Origin of the sequence: Cycloclasticus sp., from assembly GCF_019090545.1 — a bacterium.
Taxonomy (GTDB): Bacteria; Pseudomonadota; Gammaproteobacteria; order Methylococcales; family Cycloclasticaceae; genus Cycloclasticus; species Cycloclasticus pugetii.
The window spans coordinates 36,688-57,909 of record NZ_JAHRVT010000001.1; the positions used below are offsets into that span (position 1 = coordinate 36,688).

24 protein-coding genes are annotated in these 21,222 nt (G+C 40.1%); 8 read left to right on the forward strand and 16 right to left on the reverse strand.

What is annotated here, in order from left to right; genetic code table 11:
• Nucleotides 1-39: 39 nt before the first annotated feature.
• Together KUG63_RS00175 and KUG63_RS00180 are read right to left on the reverse strand one after the other, a co-directional pair.
• Complete coding sequence (locus KUG63_RS00175) at nucleotides 40-4,878, reverse strand: NAD-glutamate dehydrogenase (RefSeq protein WP_287553594.1); 4,839 nt, start codon at nucleotides 4,876-4,878, stop codon at nucleotides 40-42.
• Between the two features lie 100 nt (nucleotides 4,879-4,978).
• On the reverse strand, nucleotides 4,979-5,341 hold the full coding sequence (locus tag KUG63_RS00180) for a PilZ domain-containing protein (RefSeq protein WP_015006483.1): 363 nt from the start codon (nucleotides 5,339-5,341) through the stop codon (nucleotides 4,979-4,981).
• Nucleotides 5,342-5,647: 306 nt separating this feature from the next.
• Here KUG63_RS00180 and KUG63_RS00185 point away from each other — a divergent pair, with 306 nt between their 5' ends.
• From KUG63_RS00185 to glp, 4 genes are read left to right on the forward strand one after another with little or no spacing between them, the layout of a single operon-like run.
• On the forward strand, nucleotides 5,648-6,469 hold the full coding sequence (locus KUG63_RS00185) for a substrate-binding domain-containing protein (protein WP_015006484.1): 822 nt from the start codon (nucleotides 5,648-5,650) through the stop codon (nucleotides 6,467-6,469).
• Nucleotides 6,462-7,163 (forward strand): ABC transporter permease, encoded by a 702-nt coding sequence (locus KUG63_RS00190; RefSeq protein ID WP_015006485.1) that lies wholly within the window; start codon nucleotides 6,462-6,464, stop codon nucleotides 7,161-7,163. The genes KUG63_RS00185 and KUG63_RS00190 overlap by 8 nt, the downstream gene beginning before the upstream one ends.
• The gene (locus KUG63_RS00195; RefSeq protein ID WP_277642091.1) at nucleotides 7,160-7,873 is read left to right on the forward strand and encodes an energy-coupling factor ABC transporter ATP-binding protein; all 714 of its coding nucleotides are present in this window, start codon (nucleotides 7,160-7,162) and stop codon (nucleotides 7,871-7,873) included. The genes KUG63_RS00190 and KUG63_RS00195 overlap by 4 nt, the downstream gene beginning before the upstream one ends.
• On the forward strand, nucleotides 7,866-9,134 hold the full coding sequence (gene glp / locus KUG63_RS00200; protein ID WP_020162516.1) for a gephyrin-like molybdotransferase Glp: 1,269 nt from the start codon (nucleotides 7,866-7,868) through the stop codon (nucleotides 9,132-9,134). The genes KUG63_RS00195 and glp overlap by 8 nt, the downstream gene beginning before the upstream one ends.
• Before the next feature lie 24 nt (nucleotides 9,135-9,158).
• On the opposite strand, the gene KUG63_RS00205 is transcribed toward glp, so the two are convergent.
• Nucleotides 9,159-9,953 (reverse strand): thermonuclease family protein, encoded by a 795-nt coding sequence (locus KUG63_RS00205; protein ID WP_287018293.1) that lies wholly within the window; start codon nucleotides 9,951-9,953, stop codon nucleotides 9,159-9,161.
• A gap of 90 nt (nucleotides 9,954-10,043) precedes the next feature.
• Between KUG63_RS00205 and gshA the strand changes: the two genes are divergently transcribed.
• Together gshA and KUG63_RS00215 are read left to right on the forward strand one after the other, a co-directional pair.
• On the forward strand, nucleotides 10,044-11,627 hold the full coding sequence (gene gshA / locus KUG63_RS00210; protein ID WP_287018294.1) for a glutamate--cysteine ligase: 1,584 nt from the start codon (nucleotides 10,044-10,046) through the stop codon (nucleotides 11,625-11,627).
• Nucleotides 11,628-11,739: 112 nt separating this feature from the next.
• Nucleotides 11,740-12,456 (forward strand): phosphoadenylyl-sulfate reductase, encoded by a 717-nt coding sequence (locus KUG63_RS00215; protein WP_016389926.1) that lies wholly within the window; start codon nucleotides 11,740-11,742, stop codon nucleotides 12,454-12,456.
• Between the two features lie 14 nt (nucleotides 12,457-12,470).
• On the opposite strand, the gene cysB is transcribed toward KUG63_RS00215, so the two are convergent.
• Nucleotides 12,471-13,445, reverse strand: a complete 975-nt coding sequence (cysB, locus tag KUG63_RS00220) for an HTH-type transcriptional regulator CysB (RefSeq protein ID WP_020932181.1) — start codon at nucleotides 13,443-13,445, stop codon at nucleotides 12,471-12,473.
• Nucleotides 13,446-13,548: 103 nt separating this feature from the next.
• Here cysB and KUG63_RS00225 point away from each other — a divergent pair, with 103 nt between their 5' ends.
• Nucleotides 13,549-14,310 (forward strand): sulfite exporter TauE/SafE family protein, encoded by a 762-nt coding sequence (locus KUG63_RS00225; RefSeq protein ID WP_020932180.1) that lies wholly within the window; start codon nucleotides 13,549-13,551, stop codon nucleotides 14,308-14,310.
• A gap of 95 nt (nucleotides 14,311-14,405) precedes the next feature.
• Entirely contained in the window at nucleotides 14,406-14,729 is a 324-nt protein-coding gene (gene fdxA / locus KUG63_RS00230; RefSeq protein WP_015006493.1) for a ferredoxin FdxA, read from the forward strand.
• A 62-nt stretch (nucleotides 14,730-14,791) separates the two neighbouring features.
• Here fdxA and rplQ read toward each other — a convergent pair whose 3' ends face one another.
• The 12 genes from rplQ to rplF all read right to left on the reverse strand — a co-directional run bounded on the left by rplQ (nucleotide 14,792) and on the right by rplF (nucleotide 21,221).
• Nucleotides 14,792-15,184, reverse strand: coding sequence for a 50S ribosomal protein L17 (gene rplQ, locus KUG63_RS00235; RefSeq protein WP_016389923.1), 393 nt, complete (start codon nucleotides 15,182-15,184; stop codon nucleotides 14,792-14,794).
• Nucleotides 15,185-15,199: 15 nt separating this feature from the next.
• The gene (locus KUG63_RS00240; protein WP_016389922.1) at nucleotides 15,200-16,204 is read right to left on the reverse strand and encodes a DNA-directed RNA polymerase subunit alpha; all 1,005 of its coding nucleotides are present in this window, start codon (nucleotides 16,202-16,204) and stop codon (nucleotides 15,200-15,202) included.
• Between the two features lie 19 nt (nucleotides 16,205-16,223).
• Entirely contained in the window at nucleotides 16,224-16,850 is a 627-nt protein-coding gene (gene rpsD, locus KUG63_RS00245) for a 30S ribosomal protein S4 (RefSeq protein ID WP_015006496.1), read from the reverse strand.
• Nucleotides 16,851-16,863: 13 nt separating this feature from the next.
• Nucleotides 16,864-17,250, reverse strand: a complete 387-nt coding sequence (gene rpsK, locus KUG63_RS00250) for a 30S ribosomal protein S11 (RefSeq protein ID WP_015006497.1) — start codon at nucleotides 17,248-17,250, stop codon at nucleotides 16,864-16,866.
• Nucleotides 17,251-17,275: 25 nt separating this feature from the next.
• Nucleotides 17,276-17,632, reverse strand: a complete 357-nt coding sequence (gene rpsM, locus KUG63_RS00255) for a 30S ribosomal protein S13 (protein ID WP_015006498.1) — start codon at nucleotides 17,630-17,632, stop codon at nucleotides 17,276-17,278.
• A 76-nt stretch (nucleotides 17,633-17,708) separates the two neighbouring features.
• Nucleotides 17,709-17,822, reverse strand: a complete 114-nt coding sequence (gene rpmJ, locus KUG63_RS00260) for a 50S ribosomal protein L36 (RefSeq protein ID WP_016389921.1) — start codon at nucleotides 17,820-17,822, stop codon at nucleotides 17,709-17,711.
• A 23-nt stretch (nucleotides 17,823-17,845) separates the two neighbouring features.
• Nucleotides 17,846-19,180: a preprotein translocase subunit SecY gene (gene secY / locus KUG63_RS00265; protein ID WP_287553600.1), complete on the reverse strand. Its 1,335-nt coding sequence runs from the start codon at nucleotides 19,178-19,180 to the stop codon at nucleotides 17,846-17,848.
• Nucleotides 19,181-19,183: 3 nt separating this feature from the next.
• The gene (gene rplO, locus KUG63_RS00270) at nucleotides 19,184-19,615 is read right to left on the reverse strand and encodes a 50S ribosomal protein L15 (protein ID WP_015006500.1); all 432 of its coding nucleotides are present in this window, start codon (nucleotides 19,613-19,615) and stop codon (nucleotides 19,184-19,186) included.
• 1 nt (nucleotide 19,616) lies between these two features.
• Complete coding sequence (rpmD, locus tag KUG63_RS00275) at nucleotides 19,617-19,802, reverse strand: 50S ribosomal protein L30 (RefSeq protein WP_015006501.1); 186 nt, start codon at nucleotides 19,800-19,802, stop codon at nucleotides 19,617-19,619.
• A gap of 5 nt (nucleotides 19,803-19,807) precedes the next feature.
• The gene (gene rpsE / locus KUG63_RS00280) at nucleotides 19,808-20,317 is read right to left on the reverse strand and encodes a 30S ribosomal protein S5 (RefSeq protein ID WP_015006502.1); all 510 of its coding nucleotides are present in this window, start codon (nucleotides 20,315-20,317) and stop codon (nucleotides 19,808-19,810) included.
• Between the two features lie 8 nt (nucleotides 20,318-20,325).
• Nucleotides 20,326-20,679 carry a 50S ribosomal protein L18 gene (rplR, locus tag KUG63_RS00285; protein WP_015006503.1) on the reverse strand — a complete coding sequence of 118 codons (354 nt, stop codon included), beginning with the start codon at nucleotides 20,677-20,679 and terminating at the stop codon, nucleotides 20,326-20,328.
• A gap of 8 nt (nucleotides 20,680-20,687) precedes the next feature.
• Nucleotides 20,688-21,221 carry a 50S ribosomal protein L6 gene (rplF, locus tag KUG63_RS00290; protein WP_015006504.1) on the reverse strand — a complete coding sequence of 178 codons (534 nt, stop codon included), beginning with the start codon at nucleotides 21,219-21,221 and terminating at the stop codon, nucleotides 20,688-20,690.
• Nucleotide 21,222: the final 1 nt, after the last annotated feature.

Below are 21,222 nucleotides of genomic sequence, written 5' to 3' on the forward strand. Positions count from 1 at the left end.
CACAGCCCTTTTTACGATCACTTAAAGCACCACAGCGATTTAAGATATCATCGCTTTGCTTTTCTCAACAATTAAGTGAAGTTTCTTCAAAATGACTGATAATTGCTCAATTTCCATTTCACTTTCAGCTTGAATTAATGACACCAAGTGCAAATAACGATCAATATCAGCGCGTTGAGTAGAGCACCACTCAGTGAGCCTTTTTTCCGTAGTATCGCCTTTATCAAATGATTTAAGTATAGCCGTTAACAAGGCACGATTTTCAGCATGCAATTCATCTCGTAAAGCCGACCGAGCCAAGGATTGCCAGTAGTTTTTCCGCGGTAAATAACTAATACATCCATGCAACCAACTGAGTTTAAGTTCGTTACTAACCACCGAATACACAGACAGAACATCCTCTATACCTCGATCAACAATACTGTTCACCGCAATAATATCTAAAGCAACAAACTCCAACTCTAGACAGGCAATCTTGTTAGCTAATACCTCATCCACGCCGCCTTCTTGGTAGTAAGCAGCTCGCTGCTCAACATGCTCTTTTTCAACGTCTGAAGCATGCGTTATCATCTTTTCCCCTATTAGGGAAACATTCTTAGCAAACTCATCAGTCACGTCGGTAACTGAAACGACTTGCGAACGGTTTCTCTGCAACCAATACATCGTACGTTCAACCAGCTTTCGTACATTCATCAACATATCGATCTGCACTTTGGGCGATACTTTATTATCTAGCGCCTCAATCTCGCTCCATATCACTTCTATATTAAAAATCTCGCAAGCAATCTTATAATTTTTAATAACCTCATCAATACAGGCACCCGCTTCATCTTTCATTCTAAAGGCAAATGATGGCCCTAGCCGGTTTACCATACTGTTAACTACCTGATTAACAATGATATCGTCTCGTAAGCGATGCTCCTCAATAGCGCTTACAAATTTATCCCGTAAGTTTGATGGGAAGTATGCCAATAACTCTTGTTTAAAATTTTCATCTTGTATAACTGAAGCGCCCTTCATTAAGTCCTTTAAAAGTAACTTGCTATAGGCAAAAATCACCGCCAACTCTGGGCGATGCAAGCCCTCGCCTTTAGCCTTCCGCTCTTCTATTTCTTCTTGGCTTGGTAAGAACTCAACTGTACGGTCTAACCGACCCTCTTGACCAAGTTGGTTGATCAAACGCCCATGCACTTCCAGCATGTCTGAGGATTGGCTTTCAACCATCGTAATGGCTTGTGTTTGCAGGTAATTATTTCTTAGTACCAACGTACTGACCTCATCGGTCATCTTGGCAAGAAGAGCATTGCGCTGCTTAATGGTCATATCGCCTTGCTCAACCAATTTATTAAGTAAGATTTTAATATTCACTTCGTGGTCTGAGCAATCCACACCTGCAGCATTATCAATAGCATCGGTATTAATGCGCCCTTTAGCCGCGTATTCAATCCGGCCTAATTGGGTAAACCCTAAATTTCCGCCTTCACCCACCACTTTGCAAGCAAGCTCTCGACCGTTAACCCTTAGTGCATCATTGGCCCGATCTCCTACATCAGCATCCGTCTCGATGCTAGATTTTACATACGTTCCTATACCACCGTTCCACAACAAATCTACCGGCGCTTTTAGCATCGCTCGAATAAGATTATTAGGCGTTAACACCTTATCGCTAACGCCTAATAACTTCTGTATTGGTGGCGTGAGGGCAATAGATTTATCTGCCCTTGAAAAAACACCTCCACCCTTCGAAATCAACGCCTTGTCATAGTCACTCCATGATGAACGTGGCAATTTAAATAACCGCTTACGCTCTTCAAATGAAGCACTGATATCGGGGTCTGGGTCTAAAAAAATGTGCATATGATTAAATGCACCGATAAGCCTAATCTTTTCAGATAACAACATTCCGTTACCAAACACATCTCCGGCCATATCGCCAATTCCGATCACGCTAAAAGGAGTTGTTTGAGTATCGACGCCTATCTCTCTAAAGTGTCGCTTTACCGACTCCCAAGCCCCTTTGGCGGTAATGCCCATTTTTTTATGGTCATACCCGACAGAACCTCCTGATGCAAATGCATCACCCAGCCAAAAGTCACGCTCAATAGCTATATTATTCGCAATATCAGAAAATGTTGCTGTCCCTTTATCTGCCGCCACCACTAGATAAGGATCATCATCGTCATACCGCACCACATCATGTGGCGGTATCACTTTTTCACCTTTCAAATTATCAGTGATATCTAACAAGGCACCAATAAAAATACTGTAACAAGCAACCACTTCTTCCATCATCTCGTCACGCGTTAAGCCGTCTAGAGAACGCTTAACGATAAAGCCACCTTTAGCGCCGGTTGGCACGATCACCGCATTTTTTGACATCTGCGCTTTCATCAAGCCTAAAATTTCTGTTCTAAAGTCCTCTTTTCGATCTGACCAACGCAAGCCACCACGCGCAACTGAGCCCCCTCTTAAATGTACCCCTTCAACACGAGGCGAATAAACAAATATTTCAAATTTTGGTCGCGGAGACGGCAACTCGGTCAGCGCTTCTGGGTTTAGCTTAAACGAGAGATACGGCACACCCGTACTATCGACAGTGCATTGGTAATAATTTGTCCGTAATGTTGACTGAATTAAATTCAAATACCGCCGTAGAATTCGATCTTCATCTAGCGACACGACCGTCTCAATTTCAGCAAGAATCTCTGCTTCCTGCTGCCCAATTTTTGTTTTTTTAGCTTTAATAGATGGGTCAAATCTAAGCTCAAATAAGCGCACTAAATGCCCCGCAATAATTGGGTTACTTTGCAAAGTTTGCTGAACATATGCCTGGCTAAAGGTTATTCCTGCTTGCCGCAAATACATATAATAGGCACGCAGTAACATAATCTGTTTCCAATCAAGGTTTGCCTTAATGACAAGCTGATTAAATCCATCGTTCTCAATATTTCCAGTCCAAACCTTTTCAAAAACCAATTGAAAGTTTTCTTTTATACTTTCTATGTCAGGCAGTTCTGTGTTGTACACCAAACCAAAATCATGCACCCAGTAACTCGACTGTGATGATAGATCAGTCACTTCAAACGGTCGCTCATCAAACACCGTAACACCCATGTTTTCTAGTACCGGTAACGTTTGCGATAAAGGAGCTGGCACCCCCTTATTAATTAACTTAAATTGTAAACCCTCGCCGTGCGACTCTAATGGTTGATACAAAGACATTTGAATTTGTTGGTCGGCACTGACTTTTAAACGTTCGGCTTTTTCAATATCGGCCACAGCAAACCTAGCTGGATAGTTATCTTTATACGCCGAAGTAAAACCATCACCATAACGATTCCAAAGCTCTGTGCCTTTCGTTTCCCCATGTCGATGAACTAAAGAAGATAATAAATCGTCCTTCCAATCTCTGAGCGCTTCAATGATTTCACTTTCCACTTCAGATACATCAAACTCACCCACCCAATCAGTATTGGTATGCACCATAAAATGAATCCGTGCAAAAATAGACTCGCTAAACTGGACATTAAAATCTACGCTATCGGTTTGCAGTTTAGCGCAAATGATCTGCTCCATTTTTTTTCTAGCCATCGTGTTGTAGCGATCTCTAGGCACGTAAACAAGCATTGATACGAAGCGCCCATACGCATCAATTCTTGCAAACACCCGAGTCCGTTGACGTTCTTTTAATTTTAGAACCCCCAGCGCTAAACTCAGTAATTGCTCATCATTTGAATGAAATAACTCATCTCGAGGCAAATCTTCTAGCACATTCATTAACGATTTGCCGCTGTGGCTATTTTCCTTGAAGTTTGATTTAGCAAAAACTTTGCTGATTTTTTTGCGTATTAAGGGGATTTCTCTCACCCTGACAAGGTAAGCCGCTGATGTGTATAGCCCTAAAAATCGATACTCGCCAATCACCTCACCGTGTTTATTGAATTTTTTTACCCCAACATAATCCATATACGCAGGACGATGAATAATAGATTTTGTGGTTGCCTTAGTCACAATTAACGGGCATGGCTCACTCATAAAGTCGCATGCCTTATCCGTTATAGGAATAACATCAGCTTGTGGGATAGCCGCTAGCTTATCTCTTAATATACCTTTACCGGAACCTTCTACAATTTTAAAACCATCCGATTCATTACCTTTAACCAACTCATATTCCCGACAGCCAAGAAATAAAAAATTATCGTCTTTAAGCCAGCTTAAAAAGGCTAACGATTCGTCAATATCTTCATTATTATCTTTTGGCGAAAACTCTTTTAGCATCTCGGCAGACTGCTGAAGTGAATTAATACTAGCTTTCCAGTCTTCATTAACCGCCGTATTGTAGGTGATCACTTTTTGAACTTGATCTGCCAACAGCTCAAGCCCGCCTCCCTTTGAAGCCTGGCGATCAACTTCTAATCGAATCATTGACTCACTGACTGTGCGCTCTTTACTTTGCCCAGGCTTAAGAAGGCCATTTTCATCACGCACGACTTCAATAATGGGGTGAACAACCAAGTGACAAGTTAAGCCGCTTTGATTTAAATTCATTGTTAACGAATTCAATAAAAACGGTCTATCCATGGTGACTATTTCTATAATGCTATAAGGGGATTGCCAGCCATGAGTTTCAAAGTCAGGGTTATAGACATTGACTTTAGACTCTTCACCTTGCCTAGACTGCGCTAAATTCCAATGCGCAATCGCCCCTCCATACAGGTCATCCAGCTCTCTTTCTGCTAAATCCTCCCAAGCCACGTCACGATAATATTCGTTAATAAAGCTCCGAATAATAGGCTCTTCTTTTTTATCAAAACGGTGATTGATAATTTTTTCTAGCTGAGAAAAAATTTGTTCTTTTTCTTTTAACTCTGTCACCATTAACAGCCTCTCTATTGATCGATAAAATTAAGTATAGGAGATTTTCTTTAAGATGTGCTTATTTTGCTGGCTACTGGGTAATAGATAAGCTTATCGCCCCCTACAACCGTTGCTGCTGTATGAAGTTTTCTAATTGTTGCTGCCCCTGTTGTTCAAGCCGTATGAACTTAAGGTTAAAACAAAATAAATCCTGTGCTAAGCGGTAACTATTTTGTATGCTGCACGTGGCTTTAAGCGAGTTATCTTCCATCTCAAATTCAACACCCAAGTGCAGTGGTTTTGCTGGATTTAGTTGATAGCCTTTCGGCATAATCATTTGCGCGGTCATTTGGTCACAGCAGATGCCTAACCCACCTACAGAAATATTTTCCCCTCTCACTATCAACGTTATACGCTCGGCTGTTTCCAACTTCACCTCTTGTTGATAGTCAACTCTTACATATTGTCGTTCATAAACTCTCACTGTAGATCCACCTTACTCTAAGTAAGTCGCAATTAAATAGTTTCTAAGGTTTTCGTGTACAACAGTTTTAGCTCTGTACCTGCCCAACCAACAAGAATACAGATCACCTTACCGCTAATGTTAATAACCTTATTGTGTTTTTCTTCATACCCTCAGCCATCTATTGTACAGGCCTGCAAATAAAGACAAAACACCTTAACAACACGGCTAATTGCTGCGACTAAGCGATAAAATAATGCTTTCCCTTGCTCCGTTAGCATCCCAACGTTAACATTGAATTTTTAAACTAAAGACTCTCTATATAAAGTGAAAAAAAGCTGTCTACTTATCACTCTTCTATCGCTGATTTTTAGCGCCATAAGTTATGCTCAAGACCCCTTACGCCTAGCAACGACAACAAGCACTGAGAATTCAGGTCTTTTGGCACAATTACTACCCGCCTTTACTCAGCAAACGGGCATCCAAGTTGATGTAATTGCCGTAGGAACCGGCAAAGCACTTCAAATGGCCCGCAAAGGCGATGCCGACGTTGTGATGGTTCATGCAAGACAAGCCGAAAATATTTTTATTGCCGAAGGTTTTGGCGTTAATCGACGTGATGTGATGGAAAATGACTTCGTCATCGTCGGCCCTGTTACCGACCCTGCTCATATTAAAAACCAGAAAAACACACTGAATGCACTCAAGCAAATTGCCGCTAAGCAAGTGTCTTTTATTTCTCGTGGAGATAATTCTGGAACGCATAATAAAGAACGCTCCATATGGGGCCAAGCTAATTTGAAGCCCCGTGGCCCTTGGTATAAGGAAGCAGGACAAGGCATGGGAAAAGTATTGTTAATGGCTGATGAATTGGGCGCTTATACCTTAACTGACCGAGGCACTTGGCTGGCCTATAAAGACAAACTGTCACTCACTATTTTAAATCAAGGCAGTGTTTTACTAAAAAACCCTTATGGCATTATTGCGGTAAATCCTGCTTTGCATAAAGACATTCAATACTTAAAAGCCATGTCACTTATCGCTTGGGTAACCTCGCCAGCAGGACAACGCCTTATCGATACCTTTCAAAAAAACGAGCAACGTCTTTTTTACCCAACCGCCATTAAAGACGTCATGACCAGTGAATGATTTAAGCCAAGCTTGCATAAATGCCTTTCAGTTGTTACTGAGCGGTCATGATGATATTTGGGAAATTATCTCGCTCTCATTTGGCGTATCTATGTCGGCTATTTTGATTGCCACGCCCTTTGCGATGCTGATTGCCTTTATATTGGCTTTTTTCGAATTTCCCTTGCGTAGAGTGCTCATTTCTTTATTTAATACCTTTATGTCTGTCCCCGCCGTCATTGTTGGCTTAACACTTTATTTAATTTTATCGCGTAGCGGCCCATTAGGAGATTTGAGGCTTTTATTCACCAGCCAAGCAATGGTTATCGGCCAAGTTATGCTGAGCTTTCCATTATTAGTCGCAATGGCTCATGCCTCTTTTCAAGCTGCAGACCGGCGCGCTTGGGAAACGGCTATCACCTTAGGCGCAAAGCCTTGGAGGGCTTTTTTCACACTAATATACGAAGTACGTTTTGGCTTAATTGCTGCTGTTGTTGCCGGCTTTGGTCGCGTGGTTGCTGAAATTGGTTGTTCTATGATGGTTGGCGGTAATATTCTTCACTCCACACGTAACATTCCTACCGCTATCGCCTTAGAAACCAGCAAAGGCGAGTTCGCTCAAGGCATTGCACTTGGCATGGTTTTACTGTTACTGTCCTTAAGCTTGAATGCAGGCATTTCGATCTTTCAAGGTAAAGGGGAATTAAAAGCATGAGCACATTAGTTAGTTATAAAAACCTCGCTATTACCTTGTCTGGAAAACTGGTTTTAAATATCAAGCATCTCGATATACCCGCCCACCAATGCACACTCTTAACTGGTCAAAATGGATCGGGAAAAACCACGTTATTAAAAATAATGAGTGGTTTATTAAAGCCTGATTCAGCCAGCATTAACTACCAAGGTTTAACGCTCAACTGGAAGCAAGCCAAAGCTTACATCCAAAAAGACATCATCTATTTACATCAACAACCGTATTTATTTGATGCCAGCGTTACTGACAATATTGCTTATGGACTGTATCGATCAGGCGAACGCAAAAGCAATGTGCATAAAAAAGTCACGCAAGCATTAGATTGGGCAGATTTATCGCATCTTGCCCACCGCCCAGCCAAACAATTATCTGGCGGTGAAAAACAACGTGTTGCGTTGACTCGCGCACGTATTTTATCGCCGCGCTTATTGCTGCTAGACGAACCAACCGCAAGTATGGACAGTACTGCAAAACAACAAACAGCCAAGCTATTACAGCGACTCAAAGATGAAGGGGTTACCATTATGATCAGCAGCCACGAAGCACATACTGTTGAACATATTGCCGATCACCATATTCATATTGAGCATGGTAATGCCCTAATACGCCCACCTAATTCAAATAACGTGACAATGATAAACACCGCAAAAAAAACTTCATCATATGAATAGAGTAGACGTACAAAGTAGTTGTAGCGACGACAATGAAGCAGACACCTTAAGCGTCGATGCCGCCTTGCTGAAAATGTTAAACGCTGTTGCAGAAAAAAGCGGCAGTGAACATATTCCATTAACTTCGGCTGTTGACCGAATACTCGCAGCCCCCATTCTTTCGCCAATCAACGTTCCTTCACACCGCAATGCAGCCGTTGATGGCTATGCAATAATACATACTGATTTACCCAGCAGCGGGGAAATCAAAACATTAAACATTGTTGGTCGTATTGTTGCTGGGCACCCTTATAAAGGTCGCTTAAAGCAAGGCGAGTGCCTACAAATAATGACTGGCGCACAAATGCCTGACGCTGCCGATACCGTTATTATGCAAGAACATGTAGAAATACATGACAACACCATTCATATTGATGCACGGCATAAAAACGGACAAAATGTTCGCCAAGCAGGCGAAGATATCCAACAAAATCATACTGTTTTGGAAGCAGGCATTAAATTAACACCGCCACAAATTGGTCTCATTGCCTCTTTAGGTATTTCAGAAGTTCATGTTAAAACGCCACTAACCATTGCTGTTTTTTCAACCGGCGATGAACTTCTTAGCCTTGGAGAGCCTCCACGTGAGGGCTGTATTTATGACAGTAACCGCTACAGTATGATTTCTGCATTAAAGAAAATAGGCTGCAAGGTATTAGACATGGGCATCATTGCAGACGACCCCGAACAATTACGCAGCGCTTTTAAACTAGCATCAAACAGTGCCGATGTTATTTTCACCTCTGGCGGCGTGTCTGTTGGAGCCGCCGATTACACCAAACAAATACTCGCAGAAACTGGCTCTATCAATTTTTGGAAAGTCGCTATAAAACCCGGTAGGCCCATTGCCTTTGGCCATATAGACAATACAACGTTTTTTGGCTTACCCGGTAACCCTGTCGCAGTCATGGTCACCTTTTATCAATTTGCCTTACCCTGCCTACAAAAAATGATGGGGCTAACAACACCATTAATTTGCCCAACTATTCAAGCCAAGAGCACACACTCTATTCGAAAAATTGCAGGACGTACTGAGTTCCAGCGTGGATTTTTATCAAAGAACAATAACGGCGAATGGGAAGTCAGCACCACAGGAAAACAAGGCTCTGGTATCTTACGATCAATGAGTGATGCAAATGCCTTTATCATTCTTGAACACGAGCGCCCCTCCATCAATAAAGGCGACTGGGTAATAACGCAGCCATTTTCGGCCCTTTTTTAAGGCTTTATAAGCCCATAAAACATGCTAAGTCTCAATTAAAATCTGGCTTGAGTGAATCACGTTAATTGACCACAACTGGCCTCTCTTTCTAGGCCAACCACGAACCTCAAGTTGTTTACCTTTATAGCTGTCTAACGTTAAAAAATAACGTTTGTTTTCAACGCTAATCCAAATATACACTTCATCAGATAGCCACAACTTTGCACCTTTTTTACCCCTCGTTATTTTTTGGACTTGCCCACTAAAACGACCCCAGCCCTGAGCTCTATTTTTTGCAATATCCTCAACCGCCTTTTTCTGATAAGCCTGCAGGGACCATAAACCAATTTTCTTTTTCTCGGCCTGTCGTTGCATCGCTTTAAAACGATGGGCATATCGAAGATTAGGTGGATGAATACTCAGGGTCGCTTGACCACTACGAAGCATTTCTAAATTAATGTGTTGGCCATCGTCTAAAAATAGATGCGCCAATATACGACCATAGCGATCTTTTTGTTCGACATCGTATTCAACTAAAACCATTTTGTTTAATACCCATTTTTTCAACGCCTTTTTTGCCGCAACGGCTCCTGCTTCACTAGCCCGTCCCTTGTAACCCATTTCAGGCGTATTAATGCCTAATAAACGAACCGTCAAACCATTTTTAAGCACAACAGTATCACCATCAATAACATTGATTACTTTTAATAATGACCCAGCCTGAACGGTAGAACACGCGACTAGATACAGCAGCAAAAAAGTAACGAATGTAAATTGCCTGATAGAAACAACGCTAAAAGCCCGACTGATAATGTCTTTTTTAATATGATCAATTAACATATTCCACCGCCCATTAGCCTATAATTAGCTCAGCCATAATACCTATGGCTATTAACTTTTTAACAATAAATAATAACAGGTAGGTGTAGGTTGTATTTACGCATACAAAAAAGACTCAAAAAATTTCTTGATCACCAGCAAGGTGACGCGCTTTGTGACGGATTAAAAGGTATTGAAAAAGAAAGTTTGCGCGTAACCCCTGAAGGGAACATAGCTCAAAGCCCACATCCTACTGGCCTTGGATCTGCCTTAACAAACCCTTACATCACCACTGATTATTCAGAGGCATTGCTCGAATTTATCACCCCACCTTTTAGCAAGACGGCCGATACCTTAAACTTTATGGAGGCCGTACATTCCTATACTTACCAACACCTTGGTAATGAAATGTTATGGGGTACCAGCATGCCGTGTATTGTTGATGGAGACATGAGTATTCCTATTGCCAATTATGGCTCATCCAATATTGGCCAAATGAAACATATTTATCGAATTGGCTTATGGCACCGTTATGGCCGAAGCATGCAAGCCATCGCAGGCATACACTTTAACTACTCTCTACCAGAGAAGTTTTGGCCCATTTACCAATCTTTAGAGCAAGACACGCGGCCTAGGCAAGATTTCATTTCACAGTCATATATGGATATGGCACGAAACCTACACCGATACGGCTGGTTAATTTTATACCTATTCGGCGCCTCACCTGCTATTTGTAAATCGTTCGTTAAAGGTCAAGAACACGACGATTTCGAAGAGTTTGATGCCGGCACACTGTACAAACCTTATTGCACCTCTCTTAGAATGAGCGATATTGGCTATAAAAATGACAGTCAATCGAACATCAACATTTCATACAACAGCCTTGACAAGTATGTCGCTCGACTAATAGCTGCTACGCAAACGCCTTTTGCTGAATACGAGGCCTTTGGCGTTAAAGATGCTAATGGACAATACCAGCAACTTAATACCAATATTTTGCAAATTGAGAATGAGTACTACAGCAACGTTCGCCCTAAACAAATTACTCGCTCAGGGGAAAGCCCTAGTCAAGCGTTAAAAAAGCGCGGTATACGTTATGTTGAACTTCGTTCAGTGGACTTAAACCCATTTGACCCTGCCGGTATTAATGAACAACAGTTACACTTTTTAGAAGCCTTTATGATCTTTTGCTTATTGGCTGACAGCCCTTCCCTTTCATCGGAGGATAAAGCTTGCGTAGATAAAAACTTAACCTTAGTCGCCTCTGCTGGTCGACAGCCAGGATTAAAGTTACGCCGTAATGGTGACAGCATCAGCTTAAAAGATTGGGGATTAGAAATTTGCCAAGAAATGACTCTGCTTTGTGAGACGCTTGATGCCGATGATAAAACCAAACCATACAGCAATTCACTCGCCGCACAGATCGCTAAATTGAATGATGTGGAACTTACCCCTTCAGCAAAAATACTCAACGCCATGAAAGAGCAAAAACTTCCATTTTTCAAATTTGCAATGAAACAGGTCAAGAAACATCATACCTTCTTCAATCAGCACAGCATCAACAATGAGCAACAGCAGTGTTTTGAAAAAGCAAGGCAACAGTCTATCGACGAACAACGAGAGATAGAAAGCAGTGATACAGTCGAATTTGATGAGTTTTTAGAACGCTATTTAGCGCAAACTAAAAATGTTTAGTTATTTTATCTAATATCAACACACCATTACTTCTATTCATATCTCATTTTAGAATTTTTGAAATAGATGATTCTTGCTACACTGACAGCTAGCCATTTACTAGAGCCTTAATATGAACATCCAAACACTCCAAAGCCAACTGGACAATAAGCAACCACGAGACATTCTTAAAACCATTTACTCGCAGCTAGATGACCTCGCTATTTCATTCAGTGGTGCCGAAGATGTAATATTGATTGATATGGCATGCAAACTTGGATTAAAACCAAATGTCTTCACCTTAGATACCGGACGACTTCACCCTGAGACATACCAGTTCATCCAAACAGTGATGGACCATTATAAAATTAAAATTACCGTTTTATCCCCCAACCAAGATGCTTTACAAGCTTTAACCCACGAAAAAGGCTTATACAGCTTTTACCAAGATGGCCATAAAGAATGTTGCGGCATTAGGAAAGTTCAGCCATTAAAGCAGCATTTAACGGCTTATTCTGGCTGGATAACAGGCCAACGACGTGACCAAAGTAAAGCCACTCGTGATAGCCTTAATATTGCTGAAATTGACACTGCTTTTAGCGGCAAAAACACGGAACTGCTAAAGTTTAACCCCTTGTGTCATTGGACTTCAGAACAGGTCTGGTCGTATATACGTGCTCTGGAAGTCCCGTTTAACCCGTTACATAACCAAGGGTTTATTAGTATTGGTTGTGAACCTTGTACAAGGGCCACCTTACCGCACCAAGATCCTAGAGAGGGGCGATGGTGGTGGGAAGCTGCAGAGAGTAAAGAATGCGGATTACACTCAAGTTTAAGCAAACCTCGCTAGAAAGTTATTGCCCCTTAGAAATGAGGTAAACTTACTCCCTCAAATAGCTTATCAATAGCCGATTGCTCCTTAAGTTCCATCGCTTGATTAATGACTGCTTGTGTTAGATGCGGCGCAAATAAATGTATAAACTCATACATATAGCCACGTAAGAAGGTATCTTTACGGATACCTATTTTAGTGATACTGGTGCCAAAAAGATGTCCAGCATCTAATGCCACCAGATCATTATCTACTTGTTCGTCATAGGCCATCCGCGCAACAATCCCTACCCCAAGTCCAAGCCTGACATATGTCTTAATGACATCCGCATCTACCGCTGTTAAAGCAATATCTGGACTTAAACCTTGTGCTTTAAATGCATCATCTAATTTAGATCGCCCAGTAAAGCCAAACACATAAGTTATCAGCGGGTGTAGCGCAACATCAATAAGGCTTAGCCGATCAATTTTAGTTAACGCATGGCCCTTCGGAACCAATATGCACCGTTCCCAAGAATAACAAGGCATCATGACTAAGTTATCAAATAACTCTAAAGCCTCCGTTGCAATGGCAAGATCCACTTTCCCTTGCGATACCATTTCAGAAATTTGTACCGGCGTACCTTGTTGAATATCTAAGCTAACATCTGGCATTTCTTGCATAAATGTTTTGATGATAGACGGTAAAGCATAACGTGCTTGAGTATGTGTTGTTGCAATCGATAGCAAGCCCTTAGTTTGATCTTTATATTCTTTAGCAATATTTTTAATATTCTCTGCCTTCATTAACATTTCGCCCGCTATGCTAATAATTTTTTTGCCGGCTGGCGTCATGTCAGTTAAATGCTTGCCATTACGTGTAAAAATGGGAATACCTAACTCATCTTCTAAAATACGAATTTGTTTACTTATACCCGGTTGCGAGGTATAAATTGTTTCAGCTGTCGCTGACACATTAAGATTGTTTTTTGAAACTTCCCAGATATAACGGAGTTGTTGTAACTTCATAGATTAATATTCTTTTGTTATAAATATAGAAATATATATTCCTTTTTATTATAAGAGAATTGATTTATATTACAAGGTCATATTAATAGCTCGGTTTCTCCCATTGGATTACTTATATATATTAGCAGGCGCAGCTGTAGGCTTCGTAATTGGCCTAACGGGTGTAGGTGGTGGTTCTTTGATGACCCCTCTACTTGTTCTTGGCTTCAACGTTCAACCAGCGATTGCTGTTGGCACAGACCTTTTATACGCAGCCATTACAAAAGCAAGCGGCATTTGGTCACATCAAAAACTTAAAAATATTGACTGGATGATTGTAAAAAATCTATGCCTAGGTAGCATCCCAGGCTCAATATCTTGCATATACATCATCCAATACTTTAATTTATCAGCAGAAGCATTTGAAAGCATTATATCGATTAGTCTAGGCATTATGCTAATCTTGACCTCAGCAGTTATAGTTTTTAAAGACAATATAGCAAGGCACTTCAAAAAACCTGCTGACTACACGCCAAGCCCATTTATTATTATCTGCTTAGGCCTTGTGCTAGGCATACTGGTCACCTTATCGTCAGTTGGGGCAGGTGCTATTGGTGGTGCGCTTTTATTACTCCTCTACCCTCGTTTAAGAACCAGAACCATAGTAGGCACCGACATAGCACATGCCGTACCGCTAACTGCAGTAGCAGGCCTAGGACATTTTCAATTAGGGCATATAGATTTCCAATTATTAATCAGTTTGATCATTGGCTCATTGCCAGCAATCTATCTAGGCACTATGGTCGGTGAAAAACTGCCTGAGAAAACATTAAAATATATCGTCGCAACCATTTTATTACTAATTGGCATTAAGTTTGCGATTTAACACGGCAATTAAATCACAGTACATTCAATTTTATGTGAGCTAGATTCTCAAATTGAATATAATAACAACAGAAACAAACCAACAAGGATTATAAAATGACATTCGTAGTAACCGAATCATGTATCAAATGTAAATACACCGATTGTGTAGATGTATGCCCAGTAGATTGCTTTCATGAAGGGCCAAACTTCCTAGTCATCGACCCAGATGAGTGTATTGATTGCACACTATGCGAACCTGAGTGCCCTGTAGAAGCCATTTATTCAGAAGATGAATTACCCGAAGGGCAAGAAGAATTTATTCAAATTAACGCCGACCTATCCCAAACTTGGCCTGTTATCACTGATGTAAAAGATGCACCTGAAGATGCTGATGAATGGGCAAACAAAGAAAACAAATTAGACTATTTAGAAAGATAAATAAAATAGTTAAGCATAAAAAAACCGGGCTAAGCCCGGTTTTTTTATGCTTATCAAGCAGATCAAGATTCGATAATTTCTTCCGAACCAGATTCCACATCACGATCGACTAATTCAACATACGCCATAGGCGCAGCATCACCAGGTCTGAATCCACATTTAAGAATTCGTAGATAACCACCAGGGCGATCTTTATAACGAGGAGCTAGATCATTAAACAGTTTCGTAACACTGTCTCTATCTCTTAACCGTGCAAAAACTAAACGTCTTTTAGCAACGGTATCTTCCTTAGATGATGTAATAAGAGGTTCAATGAAACGACGAAGCTCTTTGGCTTTAGGTAATGTTGTACGAATAACCTCATGACCGATGAGAGAGTTAGCCATATTTTTAAACATTGCTTTACGGTGGCTGCTATTACGATTAAGTTGCCTACCTGATTTACGATGACGCATAGTTAAATCCTTAAATTAAATTGAACCTACAGCTCTATCACTAGTAATTAAACTAGATGGTGGCCAGTTTTCAAGACGAATACCTAAAGACATGCCCTTTGAAGCAAGAACATCCTTAATTTCTGTTAATGATTTTTTACCAAGATTTGGTGCTTTTAATAATTCAACTTCAGTACGTTGAATTAAGTCACCAATGTAGAAAATTTGTTCAGCTTTCAAACAATTTGCTGATCGAACCGTCAGTTCTAGATCGTCAACAGGACGTAATAGAATAGGATCGAACTCAGGTTCTTTAGGTTCCTCAGGAACTTCTACAATGTCTTTAAGGTCAACAAAAACAGCAATATGATGATGTAGAATCGTTGCAGCCGCTCTAATCGTTTCTTCAGGATCAGTCGTACCGTTTGTTTCAAGCTCAATAATTAGCTTATCAAGGTTAGTACGTTGCTCAACACGAGCTGTATCTACATTATAAGAGATGCGCTTAATAGGGCTAAAAGAAGCATCTAATAAAAGTGTACCAATCGGTAAATCTTCATCATCTTGTTTACGTGAAGCGGCTGTCTGATAACCTGAACCCCGTTCAACTTTAATTGACATGGAAAGCTTACCATTGGCAGTTAAATTGGCGATAACAAGTTCTGGATTCGCTATTTCAACATCATGATCAATTTGAATGTCAGCAGCAGTAACTTGACCTTCTCCAGATTTTTCGATTGTCAAATAGGCTTCATCTTTTGCATTTAGATTAACCGCAAGATTTTTAAGATTCAACATGATATCAATAACATCTTCTTGGACGCCATCGATTGTTGTGTACTCGTGTAAAACACCTTCAATTTTAATTTCGGTCACTGCGCAACCTGAAATTGAAGATAAAAGAACACGTCTTAAGGCATTACCTAAAGTGTGACCATATCCACGTTCCATTGGTTCTATGGTTACTTTAGAACATGTAGGAGATATAGATTGAACTCCTGTAACCTTAGGCTGTAAAAAACCTGAAAGTAAATTTTGCATTATATTTCCTCTTTAAAGATTACTTAGAGTACAGCTCAACAACAAGATGTTCATTGATTTCTGCAGGTAAGTCAGAACGCTCAGGTTTGACTTTGAAAATACCTTGCATTTTTTTAATATCAAGCTCTATCCACTCAGGCACACCACGTTGCTCAACAAATTCAAGAGCAGATTTGATACGGTTTTGGTTCTTTGAGCTTTCCATTACTTCGATAACATCTTCAGATTTAACCTGAAACGAAGGAATATTCACACGAACACCATTAACAACAATTCCGTTATGTCTAACAAGCTGCCTTGCTTCAGAGCGTGAAGCAGCAAAGCCCATTCTGTAAACGACATTATCAAGACGGCATTCTAACAATTGCAATAAGTTTTCACCGGTAGAGCCTTTAATACGGGCTGCTTCAGCATAATAACCACGGAATTGTTTTTCAAGTACGCCATAAATACGACGTAGTTTTTGTTTTTCGCGAAGCTGTAATGCATAGTCTGATAAACGAGTACGACGTTGCCCGTGTTGACCAGGAGGGTATGCTCTTTTTTCCATTGCACATTTAGCTGTGTAGCATTTTTCGCCTTTCAAGAAAAGCTTTTCGCCTTCACGACGACATAAACGACATTTTGAATCAGTATATTTAGCCATAATAATTTCCTAGTTATACACGTCGTTTCTTTGGCGGACGACAGCCATTATGTGGAATAGGTGTTACATCTTCAATAAAAGTAATATTAAAACCAATATTGTTTAATGCACGTACTGCAGATTCACGACCAGGACCTGGGCCTTTAATCTTAACTTCAAGATTTTTCATTCCAAAATCTTTCGCAACTTCACCGGCACGTTCAGCGGCAACTTGAGCTGCAAAAGGTGTACTTTTACGTGAACCTCTAAATCCAGACCCACCAGCAGTTGCCCAAGATAGTGCATTGCCTTTACGGTCTGTTATGGTAACGATCGTGTTATTAAATGTAGCATGTACATGGACAATTCCATCAACTACATTTTTTTTAACTTTCTTCTTACTACGACTTGGTTTAGCCATACTTCAAATATCCTTTAATTGAATCTTACTTTCTAATTGGTTTCCGAGGGCCCTTGCGGGTTCTAGCGTTTGTTTTAGTACGCTGGCCTCGAACAGGTAAACTTCTACGATGACGGATTCCACGGAAGCAACCCAAATCTAGTAAGCGTTTAATATTCATAGAAACTTCACGACGTAAATCGCCTTCTATTAAATATTTTCCGACTTCTTCACGTATCAGTTCTAATTGATCTTCAGATAGTTCGCGAACTTTAGTTGTTGTATCAATTCCAGCTGCAGCACAAATAGCTTTTGATCTAGTAAGACCAACGCCATATATAGATGTCAGTGAAATAACAATGTGCTTATTATCAGGTATATTAATACCAGCGATACGTGCCATTAATTCTCTCCGTTATTTTGGCCAGTAGAAAACCGGCAATTTTAATCTTTATTTCGAATAACTACAAGCTTAAATATTAGCCTTGACGTTGCTTATGTCGCCCATCTTTGCAGATAATGCGTATTACTCTATTACGACGAACAACTTTACAATTGCGACAAATTTTCTTTACTGATGCTCTTACTTTCATAATTTACTCCTACTAACCTTAACTTATTTGTTTTTAAGGTTCGCTTTTTTCATTAAACCTTCATATTGCTGTGACATAAGGTGACTTTGCATTTGCGCAATGAAATCCATGACAACAACAACGATAATTAACAATGATGTTCCACCAAAATAAAACGGCACATTCCAATAAACAATCAAAAACTCAGGTAACAAACAAACAGCCGTAATATACATAGCACCAAGCAACGTTAATTTTGTAATAACCGCATCTATATATTTAGTTGTTTGCTCACCAGGTCGGATACCAGGAATAAAAGCACCTGATTTTTTAAGGTTATCCGACGTATCTCTTGAATTAAATACTAATGCAGTATAGAAAAAACAAAAGAATATAATCGCTGCTGCATAAAGCAACACATAAATTGGCTGGCCCGGAGATAACATACTAGATACATCTTGCAACCAACCCATTCCTTCACTGTTACCAAACCAACCTGCAATAGTTGAAGGAAATAAAATAATACTTGAAGCGAAAATGGGTGGGATCACACCTGCCATATTAAGCTTCAACGGTAAAAAACTAGACTGACCCGCCATCATTTTATTACCTTGCTGACGTTTAGCGTAATTTATAGTGATTCTTCGCTGAGCACGCTCAACAAAAATCACAAATGCCGTCACAGCAATAGCTATAAAGAACAGCATAATAACCATAAATGCGTTCATTTCGCCTGTTCTAACTAATTCGAGTGTACCACCAATAGCACTCGGTAATCCTGCAACAATACCACCAAAAATAATAATTGATATACCGTTACCAATTCCACGTTCAGTAACTTGTTCCCCTAACCACATAAGAAACATCGTCCCACTGACAAGTGTAACTACTGCAGTAAACATAAAAGCAAAACCTGGATTAAATACCACCGGTAAGCCGCCAGCAGATTGCCCTTGAATTGCTGTAGCAACACCAAACGCTTGAAACGTTGCAAGTACTACCGTGAAATAACGTGTATATTGAGTTATTTTACGTTTTCCAGATTCACCTTCTTTTTTAAGTTGCTCAAATTTTGGAACAACAGACGTCATTAACTGGATAATAATAGACGCAGAAATATACGGCATTATTCCAAGCGCAAAAATACTCAGTCTTTTGAGCGCACCACCTGAGAACATGTTAAACATATCAAGAATAGTTCCAGCTTGTTGCTCGAACATTAATGATAGTGCCTTAGGGTCAATTCCAGGAACTGGCACATGCGCGCCAATACGAAACACGAACAAAGCACCAAGAACGAAAAACAATCGTTTTCGTAGTTCAGGTAATTTGCTTAACCCGCCAGTTGCGCCTGAGGCTGATGAACCAAGTACAGACATTGATTAAGCTAAACTGCCGCCAGCTGCTTCGATTGCCTTAACGGCACCAGCAGTTGCAGAAATTCCTTGTAATTTTACCGCTGAAGTCAATTCACCAGATGAAATAATTTTAACTTTTTTAGTAAAAACAGGAACAATATTAGCGGCGATCAATGATTCAATTGTAACAATCTCATCATTTAAGTTATTTAACTCATGCAACCTAACTTCTGCTGTTAATTTCTTTTTAGCAGAGGTAAATCCAATTTTAGGAAGCCTACGCTGTATTGGCATTTGACCACCTTCAAAACCGATTTTAGGCATTCCACCCGATCGTGATTTTTGACCTTTATGACCACGACCACAAGTTTTACCTGATCCAGAGCCGATACCACGGCCAACGCGTTTTGCAGGTTTTGTACTACCAGCAGCTGGTTTAATTGTATTTAGTAACATTTTAAATCTCTTCTACGTTAAGCATGTAATGAATTTTATTGATCATGCCTCGATTTTCAGGTGTATCAATAACTTCAACTGATTGATTGATTTTGCGTAAGCCTAAACCAGCAACACATGCTTTATGTGATGCTAATCGACCATTCTTACTACGAATCATTGTTACTTTGATTTTCTTTTCACTCATTATTATTACCCGATGATATCAGCGACTGATTTTCCACGTTTCATAGCAACTTGTTCAGCATTCGTCATATCAGACAAACCTTTAATAGTTGCTCTAACAACGTTAGCAGGATTGTTACTTCCAACACATTTTGCAAGCACATCATGCACACCAACAACTTCAAATACAGCACGCATTGCGCCACCAGCAATAATACCAGTACCATCAGAAGCAGGTTTCATAAAGACTTCTGCAGCGCCATATTTAGCAGTAATTGGATATTGCAATGTATGCTCACTTAAATTAACTGTAACCATATTTTTGCGTGCTTGTTCCATCGCCTTTTGTATAGCTACAGGAACCTCACGTGCTTTGCTAATACCAAAACCAACACGACCGTTACCGTCACCTACAACAGCAAGTGCAGAGAACCTAAATTGACGTCCACCTTTAACTACTTTAGAAATTCTTCTAACGGTAATTAATTTTTCTTGTAAATCGTCTTGTTGATTATTTTGTCCAGGTTGTGATGCCATAATTGCCTCTAAAATTCCAATCCATTTTCACGTGCAGCGTCAGCTAGTGCTTTAACGCGGCCATGATATTTATATCCAGAACGATCAAAAGCAACTTCTTTTATACCTGCTTCTACGGCACGTTCAGCAATAGTTTTACCAACTACGCTGGCTGCTTCAATATTTCCACAATTTTTTACTGATGATTTAATATCACTTAATAGTGTAGATGCGGAAACAAGCACCTTAGATCCATCAGCAGTCATTACTTGTGCGTATATATGACGTGGTGAACGGTGCACGCTTAAACGTGCTTTTCCACTTTCTTTAATACGTGACCTTGTTTTGGTTGCTCTACGCAAACGTGAAGTTTTCTTATTCATTATTCCGCCTATTTCTTCTTAGCTTCTTTCATAACAACGTGCTCACCAACATACCTAATACCTTTACCTTTGTATGGTTCTGGTGAACGATATGCACGAATATTAGCAGCAACTTGACCAACTAATTGTTTATCACAACCCTTGATAACAATTTCAGTTTGAGAAGGTGTTTCAATCGTAATACCTTCTGGAATATCATATTCAACAGGGTGAGAAAAACCTAAGGTTAAGTTAAGAGTTTTTCCTTTAACCTGTGTTCTGTAACCAACACCACGTAATTCTAATTTCTTTTCAAACCCATCAGTTACGCCAACGACCATATTGTTAACAAGCGCTCGTTGAGTACCGGTTAATGCGATAGAACCTTTCACTTTATTATTTGCTTTAAAGGAAAGAACGTTATCGTTAACATCAATATCAACACACTTAAACAATTCACAGCTAAGCTCGCCATTTTTACCTTTAACAGATAAGTGACCGTTAGCATTGTTGAACTCTACACCTGCAGGCAATACAACTGGATTATTCGCAATTCTTGACATA

Excerpts from the sequence above, each read along its gene's own strand:
- KUG63_RS00175 (WP_287553594.1), bottom strand. The coding sequence starts at position 4,878 with ATGGTGACAGAGTTAAAAGAAAAAGAACAAATTTTTTCTCAGCTAGAA.
- KUG63_RS00195 (WP_277642091.1), top strand. The coding sequence starts at position 7,160 with ATGAGCACATTAGTTAGTTATAAAAACCTCGCTATTACCTTGTCTGGA.
- glp (WP_020162516.1), top strand. The coding sequence starts at position 7,866 with ATGAATAGAGTAGACGTACAAAGTAGTTGTAGCGACGACAATGAAGCA.
- KUG63_RS00205 (WP_287018293.1), bottom strand. The coding sequence starts at position 9,953 with ATGTTAATTGATCATATTAAAAAAGACATTATCAGTCGGGCTTTTAGC.
- KUG63_RS00215 (WP_016389926.1), top strand. The coding sequence starts at position 11,740 with ATGAACATCCAAACACTCCAAAGCCAACTGGACAATAAGCAACCACGA.
- cysB (WP_020932181.1), bottom strand. The coding sequence starts at position 13,445 with ATGAAGTTACAACAACTCCGTTATATCTGGGAAGTTTCAAAAAACAAT.
- fdxA (WP_015006493.1), top strand. The coding sequence starts at position 14,406 with ATGACATTCGTAGTAACCGAATCATGTATCAAATGTAAATACACCGAT.
- rplQ (WP_016389923.1), bottom strand. The coding sequence starts at position 15,184 with ATGCGTCATCGTAAATCAGGTAGGCAACTTAATCGTAATAGCAGCCAC.
- KUG63_RS00240 (WP_016389922.1), bottom strand. The coding sequence starts at position 16,204 with ATGCAAAATTTACTTTCAGGTTTTTTACAGCCTAAGGTTACAGGAGTT.
- rpsD (WP_015006496.1), bottom strand. The coding sequence starts at position 16,850 with ATGGCTAAATATACTGATTCAAAATGTCGTTTATGTCGTCGTGAAGGC.
- rpsK (WP_015006497.1), bottom strand. The coding sequence starts at position 17,250 with ATGGCTAAACCAAGTCGTAGTAAGAAGAAAGTTAAAAAAAATGTAGTT.
- rpsM (WP_015006498.1), bottom strand. The coding sequence starts at position 17,632 with ATGGCACGTATCGCTGGTATTAATATACCTGATAATAAGCACATTGTT.
- rpmJ (WP_016389921.1), bottom strand. The coding sequence starts at position 17,822 with ATGAAAGTAAGAGCATCAGTAAAGAAAATTTGTCGCAATTGTAAAGTT.
- secY (WP_287553600.1), bottom strand. The coding sequence starts at position 19,180 with ATGTCTGTACTTGGTTCATCAGCCTCAGGCGCAACTGGCGGGTTAAGC.
- rplO (WP_015006500.1), bottom strand. The coding sequence starts at position 19,615 with ATGTTACTAAATACAATTAAACCAGCTGCTGGTAGTACAAAACCTGCA.
- rpmD (WP_015006501.1), bottom strand. The coding sequence starts at position 19,802 with ATGAGTGAAAAGAAAATCAAAGTAACAATGATTCGTAGTAAGAATGGT.
- rpsE (WP_015006502.1), bottom strand. The coding sequence starts at position 20,317 with ATGGCATCACAACCTGGACAAAATAATCAACAAGACGATTTACAAGAA.
- rplR (WP_015006503.1), bottom strand. The coding sequence starts at position 20,679 with ATGAATAAGAAAACTTCACGTTTGCGTAGAGCAACCAAAACAAGGTCA.
- rplF (WP_015006504.1), bottom strand. The coding sequence starts at position 21,221 with ATGTCAAGAATTGCGAATAATCCAGTTGTATTGCCTGCAGGTGTAGAG.